Source organism: Variovorax jilinensis, from assembly GCF_030316885.1.
In the GTDB taxonomy this organism is placed as follows: domain Bacteria; phylum Pseudomonadota; class Gammaproteobacteria; order Burkholderiales; family Burkholderiaceae_C; genus Variovorax; species Variovorax jilinensis.
Genome location: NZ_JASZYQ010000001.1, coordinates 756,608 through 771,356, shown reverse-complemented (window position 1 = coordinate 771,356; position 14,749 = coordinate 756,608). Strand labels below are relative to the sequence as shown.

Below are 14,749 nucleotides of genomic sequence, written 5' to 3'. Positions count from 1 at the left end.
TGTGGGTCGCTGTGCCCCCAAGGGGCCGCCGACGCCCTGCAACGAGAACGAATAAGATCGTGCGGTGTCCTCCATCCTCAACGCCGATCTGCACTGCCACTCCGTGGTGTCCGACGGCACGCTGACGCCCGAGGAACTGGCCGCCCGCGCGGCCGCCAACGGCGTCGAGCTCTGGGCCCTCACGGACCACGACGAGATCGGCGGCCAGCATCGCGCCGCGCAGGCGGCGCGCGCCAACGGCCTCAAGTACCTCACGGGCACCGAGATCTCGGTCACCTTCGCCGGCGAGACGGTGCACATCGTGGGCCTGGGCTTCGACCCCGACGACGCCGCGATCAGCCAAGGCCTCTACGAGACCCGCGGCGGGCGTGGCAAGCGTGCGCAGGAGATGGCCGAAGGCCTGGCCCGCGTCGGCATCCATGGCGCCTACGAAGGCGCGCTGCGCTTCGTCGGCAATCCCGAGCTGATCTCGCGAACCCACTTCGCACGCTTCCTGGTCGAGGCCGGCCACTGCCGCGACACGCCTGAAGTTTTTCGCAAGTTCCTGACCGAAGGCAAGCCGGGCTACGTGCCGCACCGCTGGGCCTCGCTCAAGGACGCGGTGCAGTGGATCACGAACGCCAAGGGCCTCGCGGTGATCGCGCACCCCGGCCGCTACAAGTTCACGGCCAACGAGGAATACGCCCTCTTCATCGAATTCAAGGCACATGGCGGCCAGGCGATCGAGGTCGTGACCGGCAGCCACACGCCGGCCGAATACGTCGAGTATGCCGACAAGGCCCTCGAGTTCGAGTTCGCGGCTTCGCGCGGCAGCGATTTCCACAGCCCCGACGAAAGCCACTGCGACCTCGGCCGCCTGCCGCCTCTGCCGGGCAAGCTGACCCCGGTCTGGGAACTGCTCGCGCACCGCATCCAGTGATGGCGCCGGGGACCGACGCCAACGCCGACGCCGACGCCAGCAAGAAAAGCACGCGCGACATCGAGTCCGAGCGCATCCTGGCCGGCATCGGGCTGGTGCTTCTCGCGGTGGCCTGCTTCGCTTCGCTCGACACCGCCACCAAGCTCTCGACCGCCGCAGTCCCGATCCTCATGGGCGTCTGGGTGCGCTACGCCTTCCAGGCCGTGGCGACCACGCTGGTGCTGCTGCCGCGGCACGGAACCGCGCTGCTGCGCACGCGCCATCCGCGCTACCAGCTGCTGCGCGGCGCCCTGCTGCTGGCGTCGAGCACGCTGGCCTTCTTCAGCCTGCGCTACATGCCGCTGGCGGAATTCACCTCGATCGTGCTGGTGGCGCCGCTGGTCATCACGCTGCTGGCCGCCACCACGCTCAAGGAGCACGTGTCGCCGCTGCGCTGGTCGCTGGTGGGCGGTGGCTTCGTCGGCACGCTCGTGATCCTGCGCCCCGGTGGCGATGCCTTCAGCTGGGCCATGCTGCTGCCGATCAGCCTGGTGATGACCAACGCCTGGTTCCAGGTGCTGACGAGCAAGCTGGCACGGACCGAAGACCCGCTCACCATGCACTTCTATACCGGCTGGGTCGGCGCGCTGCTGGCCTCGCTGGCACTGCCCTTCGTCTGGACCGCGCTGCCTTCGTGGCACTGGTGGGCGCTGCTGTGCCTGATGGGTTTTCTGGGCACGGTCGGCCATTTCATCCTGATCCTGGCCTACCAGCGCGCACCGGCCTCGACGCTCACGCCCTACCTCTATGCCCAGATCGCCTTCGCGATGCTGGGCGGCTGGATCATGTTCTCGTACGTGCCGGACCGCATTTCGCTGATCGGGATGGCCCTGATCGCCGTCTGCGGCGCCGCCGGGGCCTGGCTGACCGTGCGCGAGCGCCGGGTGCCGATCGAGCCCGCGGAGTCATAAGGCCCCCACGCTTCCCCACTGCGTGTGGGTCGCTGCCCCCCGAGGGGGCCGCAGGCCGCCTTGGGGCGGCCCGGCGACGGCCTGGTACCTGCCAAAATACCTCATGGCCCAGTTCTTCGAAGTCCACCCCGACAACCCCCAGCAACGGCTGCTCAAGCAGGCGGTCGCGCTGCTCGCCCGCGGCGAGATCGTCGCCGTGCCGACCGACTCCAGCTACGCGCTGGCCTGCCACCTCGACGACAAGGATGCGGTCGACCAGCTGCGCCGCATCCGCCAGGTCGACGACAAGCACCATCTGACGCTGATCTGCCGCGACCTGAGCGAGCTCTCGAACTACGCCCGGGTCGACAACAAGCAGTACCGGCTGTTGAAGGCGGCCACTCCGGGCCCCTACACCTTCCTGCTCGAGGCCACCAAGGAAGTGCCGCGCCGGGTCAGCCATCCGCAGCGCAAGACCATCGGCCTCCGGGTGCCCGACCACCGCGTGCTGCTCGAACTGCTCGCGCTGCACGGCGAGCCGCTGCTCGCCACCACCCTGATCCCGCCCGGCGAGACCCAGGCGCTCAACGACGCCACCGAGATCCGCGAGCGCTTCGAAAAGCAGATCGGCGCCGTCATCGACGCCGGCGCCTGCCCTTCCGAGCCCACCACCGTGGTCGACCTGACGCCCATGGGCAGCGGCGGCGATCCGCTGCTGGTGCGCCAGGGCCGCGGCGCGCTCGCCGCCGTGGGCCTCTGAGCGCCTCGGTTGCGGTCTGAGACAATCCGCACGGTGGATATTTCAAATCTCGTACAAACCGTCCTGATCTACGCGTTGCCGGTGATCTTCGCGATCACCATCCACGAAGCCGCCCACGGCTACGTGGCGCGCTACTTCGGCGACAACACGGCCTATGTCATGGGGCGCGTGACGCTCAACCCGATCAAGCACATCGACCCCATCGGCACCATCCTGATGCCGATCCTGCTGTATTTCGCGACTTCGGGCGCCTTCCTTTTCGGCTATGCCAAGCCGGTGCCGGTCAACTTCAACCGCCTGCGCCATCCCAAGCGCGACATGGTCTGGGTCGCGCTGGCGGGCCCGGCCTCGAACTTCTTCCAGGCCATTCTTTGGGCGCTGCTGCTGATCGGCCTCGTCGGCGCAGGCATCGACGAGACCTTCTTCCTCAAGATGGCGCAGGGCGGCATCCTGGTGAACCTCGTGATGTGGGCCTTCAACCTGTTCCCGCTGCCGCCGCTCGACGGCGGCCGGGTGCTGGCCGGCCTGCTGCCGCGCGGCGGTGCCCAGGAGCTGCTGGCCCGCATCGAGCCCTACGGCTTCTTCATCGTCATGGGCCTGGTGATCGCCGGCATCGTGGGCACCTATTGGCTCAGCCCGCTGATGGGCTTCGGCTACCAGGCCATCTCGCTCCTGCTGAGCCCGCTGACCGCGCTCGTTCGCTGAATCTTTCATGGCCCTCCTTCCCGACACCCCCACCCGCTTCCTCACGGGCATCACGACCAGCGGCACGCCGCACCTGGGCAACTACGTCGGCTCGGTGCGTCATTCGGTGCGCTTCAGCCGCCGCGACGACGTCCAGAGCTTCTATTTCCTGGCCGACTTCCACGCCCTGATCAAGGTCGGCGAGCCGGCGCGCATCCAGCGCTCGACGCTCGAGATTGCCGCCACCTGGCTGGCCTGCGGGCTCGACCCCGAGCGCGTCACCTTCTACCGCCAGTCCGACATTCCCGAGATTCCCGAGCTGACCTGGTTCCTGACCTGCGTCACCGGCAAGGGTCTGCTCAATCGCGCCCATGCCTACAAGGCGCAGGTGGACAAGAACAACGCCAAGGGCGAGGACCCGGACGCGGACGTCAACGCCGGGCTGTTCATGTACCCGGTACTGATGGGCGCCGACATCCTCCTGTTCAACGCCCACAAGGTGCCCGTGGGCCGCGACCAGGTGCAGCACATCGAGATGGCGCGCGACATGGCGCAGCACTTCAACCACCTCTACGGCGAGCATTTCACGCTGCCCGAGGCCGAGATCGACGAGGCGGTCGCCACCCTGCCCGGCCTCGACGGCCGCAAGATGAGCAAGAGCTACGACAACACGATCCCGCTCTTCACCCCGCGCGCCCAGCTGCAGAAGCTGATCAACGGCATCGTGACCGACTCGCGTGCCCCGGGGGAGCCCAAGGACACCGAAGGCTCGGCCCTGTTCCAGATCTACCAGGCCTTCGCCAACGACGAGGAAACCGAGACCCTGCGCCGGGCCTATGCCGACGGCATCGGCTGGGGCGACGCCAAGCAGCTGCTGTTCGAGCGCATCGATCGCGAGGTGGCGCCCATGCGCGCGCACTACGAGGCGCTGATCAACGATCCGTCCCGCATCGAACTCACGCTGCGCGCCGGCGCCGAGAAGGCGCGCGCCATCTCCAGGCCCTTCCTCGACGATCTGCGCCACGCCGTCGGCCTGCGCAACCTGGCCAGCCAGGACAATGGCGCCGCGCGCAAGGGTGCGAAGGGCAGCAAGGTCGCCCAGCCGAGCTTCAAGCAATACCGCGAGAGCGACGGCAACTTCTACTTCAAGCTGCTCGACGCGGGCGGGTCACTGCTGGTACAAAGCCGGGGGTTCGCAACGCCGCAGGAGGCAGGCCGGGCGATCGGCGCGCTGCGGCAGCAGCGCGGGGCCGCACTGGCGGAAATCGCCGCGCAGCTCGAGCCGCTCGACAACGAAGGCGTGCGCGCGGCCTCGGCCGCGCTCGAGGCGCTGGCGGCCGAAGCGGCCGCGGGCAACTGAGCAGGAACGGATCAACACAGGAAAGACAACCGCGGAGATGGGCGAAGCCCGAACTGCGGACACCACGAGCAAATCATGAGTATCTATGTCATCGACGACCACCCCCTGATGCGCGACGCCATCGTGATGGTGCTGCGCCGCCTTCGTCCGGCCGAGAACATCGTCGAACTCGAGCGCCTCGACAAGCTGGCCGCCGCGGTCAAGCAGCACGGCGCGCCGGGCCTGTTCTGCCTCGACCTCAAGCTGCCCGACACCACGGGCGTCTCGGGCGTGAAGGCGGTCAAGCAGGGCTACCCGGACGTGCCGATCGCGGTGTACTCGGCTTCGCCCTCGGCCGACATGGAAGAGGCCTGCATCGAGGCCGGCGCCGACACCTACATCGAGAAATCGGCCAGCTCGGCCGAACTCACGGCCGCGCTGCGCGGCCTGCTGATGGCCGACAGCGATGCCGAGGAGCCGGCCGCCGCCACGAACAGCAAGCTGTCGAAGCGTCAGACCCAGCTGATCGCGATGCTCGACCAGGGCATGAGCAACCGCGACATCGCGACCGAACTCGACATCAGCGAGCACACGGTCAAGGTGCACCTGTGGCGCCTGTTCCGCCGTCTCGGCGTCAAGAGCCGCACGCAGGCGCTGCACCACGCGCGCACCAACGGCCTGCTGTCGTCGAACTGAGCCCGGTGCGGCCGCGCCGGGCGCGGCGCTAGAACTGCGCTCAGCCCACCGCGCCCGAGATCCGGGCCTGGGCCTGCGACTCGTCGGCGTCGAACAGCGCCACGCGGAACACGCTGCCGCGGCCCAGTCGCGAACGCACGCTGACCGGATGACCGAGCGCGTGCGACAGCCGCGCCACGATCGCGAGGCCGAGCCCGAAGCCGTCCGAGGTGCCGGCATGGTCGGCCACCTTGTAGAACTCCAGGAACACGTCGCGCAGGTGCTCGCGCGCGATGCCGATGCCGGTGTCCCACACTTCCACGCGCAGGCCGTCGCGGGTCTGGCGCGAGGCCAGCAGGATGCCGCCCTCGGCCGTGTACTTGATCGCGTTGGCCAGCAGGTTGCCGATCATGCGCCGCACCCGGATCGGGTCGGTCAGCACGGTGCCCGGGCTCACGTGCATCCTGAACGCCAGCCCCTTGGCCTCGGCCACGGGGCGGTACTGCAGTTCCAGGTCGTGCAGCAGCTGGGCCACCTCGACCCGCTCGATATGCAGCCGCACTTGGCCCGAATCGATGCGCGCCAGGTCGAACAGCGAATCGAAGAGCGCGTTGACCGCATGCGTGGCGCGCACGATCTTGGGCGCGATCTCGGCCACCAGTTCGGGTTCGTTGCGCAGCCAGTCGGCGTAGAGCGAGAGCGCCAGCACGGGCTGGCGCATGTCGTGCGCTGCGCTGGCGAGGAAGCGGTTCTTCATCGCCACGGCCGAGACCGCCGCCTGCCGCTGCTGGGTCAGCGAATTGATCAGGATGTGGTTGTGGAAAAGCAGCTCGAAGCTGTTGCGCGCCGTCTCGTGGATGCGACGGCCGGCCCTGAGCAGCAGCCACCAGTGCAGGATCGGCAGCAGCAGGAAGCCGAAGTGGAAGTTCGGCCGCTCGAACTTCAGCTCGATCATGCGCACGACCACCGAAGCGAGCATGGTGAAGAAGAGCGTGTTGGTGTAACGCCTGAGCAGCGGCGGGTGCAGCGCCAGCCCGTTGAGCGGGAAGGTGGCCACGCCCGCCACGATCAGCCAGCACATGAACTGGTTCACGAGCGGCGCGCGCTCGAAGAAGATCAGGATCGACAGGCCCCAGGCGAAGCCGCTGGCGCTCCACAGCCATCGGTAGCGCTCGACGAAGAATTCCTGCGCCGCCGAATCGCGGTCGGCATAGTGGCGCGCGTAGACCTGCTCGCCCCAGATTCGGCAGCCGGTGGCGCCGAGGCCGATCGCGAGCCAGACCAGCAACTGCCAGGAAGGCACGTGGCCCCAGCTCAGGCCCACCATGGCCGGCATCAGTGCGGCGGCCAGCAGGTAGGAGCCGCGCGACGCACGCATGAGGCTGCGGATCAGCTCGCCGCGCACCCACGGTTCGGCCTCATCCGCCGAGGCGGGTGCCGGCGTGAGGCTTGCGAAGGACGAGTTGCCCAGTCCCGCAAACGACGAATTACCGATCATGGCTTCAAACGCCCCTGTCTTTCAGGCCCTGGCGGGCCGCAAAAAAGGCCCCTCGAGGGGGCCCTGCAATGTGCGGCACGACGGCCTCGCCGCTTCGTGCCACGCGCCCCCCGGGGGCAGCAGGCGCTCTAGCGCTCGATCTTATGGGGTGCCGGAGGGCGGCGCCTCAAAACAGCCGGCACCACGTCGCGTGCGCACAACGCCCGCGACGCGGCGCGTGGCCGCGCGTCAGCTCGCAACCACCGCGATGCCGCGGATCTGGCCGGCCTTGGCCTCGCCCACCGGACGCGGATAGCGCTCGGGCGCGAATCGGTGCAGCAGCTCGGCCTCGCGGCCACGCGCCAGCGCGAGGTTGGCGAGCTTGACGTGCCCGTAGCCGCGGATGGTCAGCGGTACCGCCGCGATCTGGGCTGCGAGCTTCTGGTTGCCGACCGTCAGGCCTTCGGCGAGCTCGTCGAGCCGGGCCTCGAAGCGGCCGATCAGTTCGCGCTCGAGCCGACGCTCCTCGGTGCGGCCGAAGACGTCGAAGGCGCTCCCGCGAAGCACCTTGCCGCGCGCCAGCCACTTCATCGCCGGCAGCATCCAGCCACCCAGCCGGATCTTGGCCGGCGGCTGGCCGTTCCGGGGCCGTGCAAGGAACGGCGGCGCCATGTGGAATTCGAGCTTCAGGTCGCCCTCGAACTGCTCGGCCAGCTTCTCGCGGAAGCTGCCGTCGCTGTAGAGACGCGCCACCTCGTACTCGTCCTTGTAGCTCATGAGCTTCTGCAGGCTGCGCGCCGCGTTGCGCGTCAACGGCAGCGACTCGTCGCCGCCTGCAAGCGCGGCTTCCCGCTGCTGCAGCGCCTTGAGGCGCAGCTCGAAGCGCCGTGCCCAGGCTGCGTTCTGATAGTCGGCGAGGAAGGCCGCGGCGCGCGCGATCAGCGCATCGGCCGAGTCGTCCACGGCCACGGCCGCCGGCGCATCGCGCAAGGTCTCGATCGCTCGCGGATCGGCGGCCGCGAGGCGGCCGAGCGAGAAAGCCATCTGGTTGGCGGCCACCGCGACGCCGTTGAGCTCGATCGCACGCGTGAGGGCTTCCAGCCCGATCGGGATCAGGCCGCGCTGCCAGGCGAAGCCGGCCGCGAGGATGTTCGACGCCAGCGTGTCGCCGAGGAATTCCTCGGCCAGCGTCTGGGCGTCGAAGGTCTGGACCTGGTCGCGTCCGGCGACGAACTTCATCTTCTCGAGCAGCAGCGCGGTCTTCAGGTCGGCGTCCGGGTTGCGCAGGGATTCGGCCACCGGAATCTCGTGCATGTTGGCGAGGATGCGCGTGCGGCCGTGGCGAACGGTCTGCAGCGCATCTGGCGAGGCACCGACCACCACGTCGCAGGCCAGGATCGCGTCGGCCTGCTGGGTATCGATGCGCACCTGATTCAGGCGCTCGGGCGTGTCGGCCAGTCGCACGAAGCTCAGTACCGCGCCGCCCTTCTGCGCGAAGCCCATGAAGTCGAGCACGCTGGCCGACTTGCCCTCGAGATGCGCGGCCATGGCAATCACCGCGCCCACGGTCACCACGCCGGTGCCGCCGACACCGGTGACCAGCAGGTCGTAGGGCGCGCTCCAGCCATGGGGCGCGGGCCGCGGAAGCGCCGCCACATGGGCCAGGAAGGCATCCTTGCCGGCCGCGAGCGCGCCACTCTTCCTGCGCAGGGCGCCGCCCGTGACGCCGACGAAGCTCGGGCAGAAGCCCTTGGCGCACGAGTAGTCCTTGTTGCAGCTGGTCTGGTCGATCTTGCGCTTGCGACCCAACGCGGTCTCGTGCGGCAGCACCGCCACGCAGTTGCTCTGCACGCCGCAGTCGCCACAGCCTTCGCACACCGCCTCGTTGATGAACAGGCGCCTGGCCGGATCGGCCATCTCGCCCTTCTTGCGGCGGCGCCGCTTCTCGGCCGCGCAAGTCTGTTCGTAGATGAGCACCGTCACGCCCGGCACTTCGCGCAGCCGCCGCTGCACGTCGTCGAGCTCGGCGCGGTCGTGGAACTCGGTGCCGGCCGGGAACCTGCCCTTGATGGCGTCGTACTTGTCGATCGCGTCGCTCACGACCACCACCTGCTTGACGCCTTCGGACTCCACCTGGCGCGCGATCGCATCGACGCTGATGATGCCGTCGACCGGCTGGCCGCCGGTCATGGCCACCGCGTCGTTGAACAGGATCTTGTAGGTCAGCGTGGCCTTGGCCGCCACCGCCTGGCGGATCGCAAGGTAGCCCGAGTGGTAGTAGGTGCCGTCGCCGAGGTTCTGGAACACGTGCGGCGTGCGCGTGAACATCGAGTGCGAAACCCAGTCGACGCCCTCGCCGCCCATCTGGATCAGGCCGGCCGTGTCGCGGTCCATCCAGTTGGCCATGAAGTGGCAGCCGATGCCCGCACGCGCGGTCGATCCCGCGGGCACCCTGGTGCTCGTGTTGTGGGGGCAGCCGGCGCAGAAGTACGGCATGCGCTTGACCGCGTCGGCATCGTTGCTGAGCAGCTCGGGCGGCGTGAAGTCGCGCACGTGCTGCAGGTGGTCCCCGAGCTCGCCGTTGTTCGGGAAGTGCTCGCCGAGCCAGTGCGCGACCAGCTCGATCAGGCGCGAGGGCCGCAGCTCGCCGAGCGCCGACACCAGCGGCCGGCCGTTGCGGTCCTGCTTGCCGACCAGCGCCGGCCGGGCCCCGGGCGGCGCGTTGTAGAAGATGTCGCGCAGCTGCGTCTCGACGATCGCGCCCTTCTCTTCCACGATCAGGATCTCGTCGAGGCCCTCTGCGAAGGCCTTGATGCGCGTCTGCTCGATCGGAAAGCTCAGCCCCACCTTGTAGAGCCGCACGCCCGCGCGCGCGAGCGCCTCGGGCGTGACCTCGAGCCGGCGCAACACCTCCATGAGATCGAAATGCGCCTTGCCGCAGGTCACGATGCCGACCCGGGCCTGCGGGCTCTCGATCACGTGGCGGTCGACGCTGTTGATGCGCGTGAAGGCGGCCACGGCCTCGAGCTTGTCGGCCAGCCGCGACTCGATGCGCAGCGAAGGCAGGTCGGGCCAGCGGTAGTGCAAGCCATCGGCCGGTGCGACATGGCCGGTGGCGGCGCGCACCGTGTCGGCATCGGCCCAGGCCGCGACCCGCGCGGCGACGCGATCGAGATCGACCGTGCTCGCGCTCTCCACGACTTCCGACAATGCCGCCATGCCGACCCAGGCGCCCGAGTAGCGCGACAGCTCGTAGCCGTAGAGGCCGAACTCGAGGTATTCGGCCACCGAGGCCGGTTGCAGCACCGGCATGCTCCAGGCGGCGAAGGCATGGTCGCTCTGGTGCGGCATCGACGACGAGACGCAGCCGTGGTCGTCGCCCGCGACCACCAGCACGCCGCCGTGCGGCGACGAGCCGTAGGCATTGCCGTGCTTGAGCGCGTCACCCGCGCGGTCGACGCCCGGCCCCTTGCCGTACCACATCGCGAACACGCCTTCGACCGTGCGCTCGGGATCGGATTCGACCCGCTGCGTGCCGAGCACCTGCGTGGCCGCCAGTTCCTCGTTGATGGCCGGCACGAAGCGGATGCCGGATTCCTTGAAGCCCTTGCCGGCTTTCCAGATGGCCTGGTCGACCATGCCCAGCGGCGAGCCGCGGTAGCCGCTCACGAAACCCTGGGTGTCGAGGCCACGCGCCGCATCGCGCTGGCGCTGCATCAGCAGGATGCGGATCAGCGCCTGGGTGCCGGTCAGGAAGACGGCGCCCGAGGAGGCCCAGAGGCTGTCGGCCAGGCGGTAGTCGGGAGGCAGGATGGACGCATCGTGGGAATCTTGTTCTTTCATTCCAAAATTCTTCCACTGCGCGGCGAGGAAGTGCTTCTTCAATACACTATCGATTCCCCCAGATTGGAGAATGAAACTCTCCAAAATTGCCATGAACGTCGATTCCATTCTTCTTGACGCGCACAGCCTGAAGATTCTTTTCGAGCTCCAGCGCGATGCGCGGCAGACGGTGCAGCAGATCTCCGAAGCCGTCGGACTGTCGCCGACGCCTTGCTGGAAGCGCATCAAGGACATGGAGGCGGCCGGCGTGATCCGCGGCTACACGGCCGTGATCGACCGCGAGAAGGTCGGCCTGCACGTCGCCGCCGTGGCCGAGGTCAATCTCGACCGCCACAGCGAATCGCAGGTGCAGCGCTTCGAGGAAGCGGTGGCGGCCAGTCCGCAGATCACCAGCTGCGTATCGGCGACCGGGCCGGCCGACTACATCCTCACCGTGCTCGTGCAGGACATGAAGCACTACGAGCGCTTCCTGCACCAGACCCTGTTCAGCCTGCCCGGCGTGACCCACGTGCGCTCGAGCATCGTGCTCAGGCAGGTGAAGTCGGAGGTGGCGCTGCCGATCGAGCAGGTGGAACGGCCGGCTGCGTCGGTGCCGCGCGGGCGGCGGCGCTGACTCGCGTCGCTTGCCGAGACGGATCGAGTTCCGCCTTGCTCGACAGCCGCCAATCTGGCAGGAAGCATGAGGCCATTGACCGCCATTCGCGCGCGATTGCCTACACTGTCGGCATGACCACCGCCCTTGCTTGCACCCACGCCCTGGCCGTCCTGCTTCTTGCAGCGACCTTCGCGCGTGCGGTCGCAAAGCTGGCTCGTCGTCATCAGACGCCAGCACTTTCCTAGGCCCGGCGGTCCGCTCTCCCCTTCAGCGCAACCATCCACCGCCGGGCCAGCATCCAGCGCGGTAGCGACGCCGCCCGACCAGGGCGACGCCTTGCATCGACCCAGCCGTCGACCCGGAGCGCTTGCCATGCGGGCGCACCTGTCTTGCCCAACGTGCCTGCCCCACGGTCCACGACCGGCCCTGGAGGCGCGCGCCAGCCATTCCCGAAAGTCCTGACCATGACTCCACACACCATCCTCGCCGTCACCGACTTCTCCACCCGGGGCGACCATGCCCTCGCGCGCGCAGCGCACCTGTGCGCCGAGCATGGCGCCGCGCTCAGGCTCGCCTACTTTGCGGCGCCTGGCCACACCCCGCCGCCGGACGCCGCCTGCAGGCTCGGGCACCACGCACAGCAGCTCGGTCAGCGGCACGGCATTCGCGCAGGTGCCGCGAACCGGCTTGCCTTCGGCGTCGAGCACCTGCTTGCCGAGACCCGCTGCGCCGACCTCGTGGTGTGGGGCACCGAGCCGGATCGCAGGTTGCGCTCCCTCTTCGTGGGCCAGCCGGTGGAGGGCCTTCTGCGGGCCTGCCGCCGTCCCGTGCTCGTCGTGAGGCGTCCGGCCAGCAGGCCCTATGCAAGCCTGCTGGTTGCCGTCGATTTCTCGCCGGCATCGCGCGCGCTGGTCGATCTGGGATTCGCGCTCAACACGACGGCCGAGGTGGAACTCTTCCATGCGATCAGCACCGCCAACGAGGGCAAGCTTCGGTACGCCGACGTTTCCGAGAAAGCCATCCTGGCCTACCGGCACGAGTGCCGCCGCTACGCGCAGGGTCGGATGTTCTGGCTGACCGATAGCTACGACGCGCGGCGCAACCGCGTGCTGTCCGACATCGGCCATGGCGACCCCGCCCGACAGACCGTGGTGCAGCAACAGCACAGCCGGGCCGAACTGATCGTCGTCGGCAAGCATCCGGCGTCGGCGATGTCGGACTTCATTGCCGGGAGCGTCGCGAAGCGCGTCCTCAGACACAGCAGGACCGACGTCCTCGTGGTGCCGCACGACCGCGAAGCCGCCACCAGCGCGTCTGCCGCAATCCGTCTTGCTGCCGAGCCGGCTACCACGCGTCGAGTGAGAGCCGGTGCACCGAGGCCACCGCGACGGCCCAATCCGGCTGCGATGCCAGGGTGAACCGGCAGGGGCGGTCACTGGTACGGGATGCTCACGCCGATGTGCGACGCAGCAAGCAAGGCTCGCGGATCGCAGCGTCGATCAGGAAGACCGGCACCAGGCTTTTCTTTTCGAGCAGCGCCACGCGAACCCGATGCGGCACGCGGTCCGCATCATGTGCGCCGACGAGCCATGACCCCCTGTTGCGCGGCGGCAGGCTGGTCCACTGCGCGTGGGTCATGTGGCGGAAACCGAGGCCGGGGTAGTTGTACAGATCGGCCTGGATGTCGCGAAGCTCGGCGACTTCCACCGCGGCGGCCGGCATCGTGGCGCCCTCGATCCAGCGCAGCAGCACCTCGGAGACCTGCTCCTGATCGAACCTGCGGTCATTGACCGCACGACGAGAGAGCGACCGTGACACTTGCACGATGATTGTCTCCAGATATTGGATCGATGCATCGAAGTGTCAAAGGCCTGACTCAGGGCCGATATGCGAAACGTCTGAATCGAGCGGCCGACTCGTCTCTTTCTTGATCGGAAATTTCGCACCGCCCTTCGGGCACGGACACCACCAAAGAAAAAAGCCCAAGTGAATCACTCACTTGGGCTTTCGTCTGGAGGAGAGGGAGGGATTCGAACCCTCGGTACTATCGCTAGTACGCCTGATTTCGAGTCAGGTACATTCGACCACTCTGCCACCTCTCCGGTGTCTGTCGAGCCAGCGATTATAGCAAACTATTTCGGGCTCTTTCTCAGCCGCGAAGCACCTCGATACCGCCCAGGTACGGCCGCAGCGCTGCCGGCACGCGGATCGAGCCATCCTCGTTCTGGTGGTTCTCGAGCACCGCCACGAGCGCGCGGCCCACGGCCAGGCCCGAGCCGTTGAGCGTGTGGACCAGTTCGTTCTTGCCCTGCGCGTTCTTGAAGCGAGCCTGCAGCCGGCGCGCCTGGAAGGCCTCGCAGTTCGAGACCGAGCTGATCTCGCGGTAGGTGTCCTGCGCCGGCAGCCAGACTTCGAGGTCGTAGGTCTTGGTCGAGCCGAAGCCCATGTCGCCGGTGCACAGCAGCACCACGCGGTACGGCAGTTCCAGCGCCTTGAGCACCGCCTCGGCGTGGCCGGTCATGGCTTCGAGCGCTTCGTAGCTCTGGTCGGGATGCGTGATCTGCACCATCTCGACCTTGTCGAACTGGTGCTGGCGGATCATGCCGCGCGTGTCGCGACCGGCACTTCCGGCCTCGGAACGGAAGCACGGCGTGTGGGCCGTGAGCCGGATGGGCAGTTGCGACTCGGCCACCACTTCATCGCGCACGAAGTTGGTGAGCGGCACCTCGCTGGTCGGGATCAGGTAGAGCGCCGCGTGATCGGGCGCAGGCTCGCCATCCTGGCCGCCCTTCTTGGCGGCGAACAGGTCGCCCTCGAACTTGGGCAGCTGGCCGGTGCCGCGCATCGAATCGGCGTTCACGACATAGGGCACGTAGCACTCGGTGTAGCCGTGCTGGCCGGTCTGGAGGTCGATCATGAACTGTGCGAGCGCACGGTGCAGTCGAGCGATCGGGCCCTTCATGACGGTGAAGCGCGAGCCCGAGAGCTTGGCGCCCATCTCGAAGTCGAGCCCCAGCGGCGCGCCGAGGTCGACGTGGTCGCGCGGCGCGAAGCCGAGCGTCGACGCCGAGCCGCCATCGCCGCCCTGCGGGCTCCAGCGCCGCACCTCGACGTTGCCGTGCTCGTCCTCGCCCACCGGCACGCTGGCGTGCGGCAGATTGGGCACAGCAAGCAGCAGCGCCTGCAGTTCGGGCTGCAGGGCATCGAGGCGCGTGGCCGAGGATTCCTGCTCGGCCTTGAGCGCGTTGACCTCGGTCATCAGCGCATCGACCGATTCGCCCTTGGCCTTCAACGGCCCGATCTGCTTGTTGAGGCTGTTGCGGCGTGCCTGCAGTTCCTCGGTGCGGGTCTGCAGCGTCTTGCGCTCGGCTTCGAGCGCACTGAAGCTCGCGACATCGAGGAAGGTCTGGTTCTTCTTGCGGGTTTCGAGGCGCGCAACGACCGAAGCGAGGTCCTTGCGTAACAGAGTGATATCGAGCATGGCGTGATTTTAGGTGCGCGCTAGGATCGCGCTTTTCGCTCACCCAC

Annotated in this window: 12 protein-coding genes and 1 tRNA gene; 8 read left to right on the top strand and 5 right to left on the bottom strand. The window is 68.1% G+C overall.

Annotated features, from left to right (window positions below):
- Positions 1–64 precede the first annotated feature (64 nt).
- The 6 genes from QTH87_RS03760 to QTH87_RS03735 all read left to right on the top strand — a co-directional run bounded on the left by QTH87_RS03760 (position 65) and on the right by QTH87_RS03735 (position 5,327).
- Positions 65–919, top strand: coding sequence for a 3',5'-nucleoside bisphosphate phosphatase (locus tag QTH87_RS03760; protein ID WP_286607001.1), 855 nt, complete (start codon positions 65–67; stop codon positions 917–919).
- On the top strand, positions 919–1,869 hold the full coding sequence (locus tag QTH87_RS03755) for a DMT family transporter (protein ID WP_286606999.1): 951 nt from the start codon (positions 919–921) through the stop codon (positions 1,867–1,869). Before QTH87_RS03760 ends, QTH87_RS03755 begins: the two co-directional genes overlap by 1 nt.
- 103 nt (positions 1,870–1,972) lie before the next feature.
- Positions 1,973–2,608 carry an L-threonylcarbamoyladenylate synthase gene (locus QTH87_RS03750; RefSeq protein WP_286606997.1) on the top strand — a complete coding sequence of 212 codons (636 nt, stop codon included), beginning with the start codon at positions 1,973–1,975 and terminating at the stop codon, positions 2,606–2,608.
- Positions 2,609–2,641: 33 nt separating this feature from the next.
- Positions 2,642–3,313, top strand: a complete 672-nt coding sequence (locus tag QTH87_RS03745) for a site-2 protease family protein (RefSeq protein ID WP_286606995.1) — start codon at positions 2,642–2,644, stop codon at positions 3,311–3,313.
- A 7-nt stretch (positions 3,314–3,320) separates the two neighbouring features.
- A complete protein-coding gene (locus QTH87_RS03740) occupies positions 3,321–4,652 on the top strand; it encodes a tryptophan--tRNA ligase (RefSeq protein ID WP_286606994.1) in 1,332 nt (443 codons plus the stop codon).
- Positions 4,653–4,727: 75 nt separating this feature from the next.
- Positions 4,728–5,327 (top strand): response regulator transcription factor, encoded by a 600-nt coding sequence (locus QTH87_RS03735; protein WP_286606993.1) that lies wholly within the window; start codon positions 4,728–4,730, stop codon positions 5,325–5,327.
- A 40-nt stretch (positions 5,328–5,367) separates the two neighbouring features.
- Here the strand turns inward: QTH87_RS03735 and shkS are convergent, their stop codons facing one another.
- Entirely contained in the window at positions 5,368–6,804 is a 1,437-nt protein-coding gene (gene shkS / locus QTH87_RS03730; protein ID WP_286606992.1) for a surface-behavior sensor histidine kinase ShkS, read from the bottom strand.
- Between the two features lie 228 nt (positions 6,805–7,032).
- Positions 7,033–10,626 carry an indolepyruvate ferredoxin oxidoreductase family protein gene (locus QTH87_RS03725; RefSeq protein WP_286606990.1) on the bottom strand — a complete coding sequence of 1,198 codons (3,594 nt, stop codon included), beginning with the start codon at positions 10,624–10,626 and terminating at the stop codon, positions 7,033–7,035.
- 91 nt (positions 10,627–10,717) lie between these two features.
- Here QTH87_RS03725 and QTH87_RS03720 point away from each other — a divergent pair, with 91 nt between their 5' ends.
- The gene (locus tag QTH87_RS03720) at positions 10,718–11,239 is read left to right on the top strand and encodes an Lrp/AsnC family transcriptional regulator (RefSeq protein ID WP_286608017.1); all 522 of its coding nucleotides are present in this window, start codon (positions 10,718–10,720) and stop codon (positions 11,237–11,239) included.
- A gap of 446 nt (positions 11,240–11,685) precedes the next feature.
- Positions 11,686–12,639 carry a universal stress protein gene (locus tag QTH87_RS03715; protein WP_286606988.1) on the top strand — a complete coding sequence of 318 codons (954 nt, stop codon included), beginning with the start codon at positions 11,686–11,688 and terminating at the stop codon, positions 12,637–12,639.
- A gap of 31 nt (positions 12,640–12,670) precedes the next feature.
- Here the strand turns inward: QTH87_RS03715 and QTH87_RS03710 are convergent, their stop codons facing one another.
- The 3 genes from QTH87_RS03710 to serS all read right to left on the bottom strand — a co-directional run bounded on the left by QTH87_RS03710 (position 12,671) and on the right by serS (position 14,702).
- Positions 12,671–13,039 (bottom strand): hypothetical protein, encoded by a 369-nt coding sequence (locus QTH87_RS03710; protein WP_286606986.1) that lies wholly within the window; start codon positions 13,037–13,039, stop codon positions 12,671–12,673.
- 194 nt (positions 13,040–13,233) lie between these two features.
- Positions 13,234–13,323, bottom strand: a tRNA-Ser gene (locus QTH87_RS03705).
- Between the two features lie 47 nt (positions 13,324–13,370).
- Entirely contained in the window at positions 13,371–14,702 is a 1,332-nt protein-coding gene (gene serS / locus QTH87_RS03700; protein ID WP_286606981.1) for a serine--tRNA ligase, read from the bottom strand.
- Positions 14,703–14,749 lie beyond the last annotated feature (47 nt).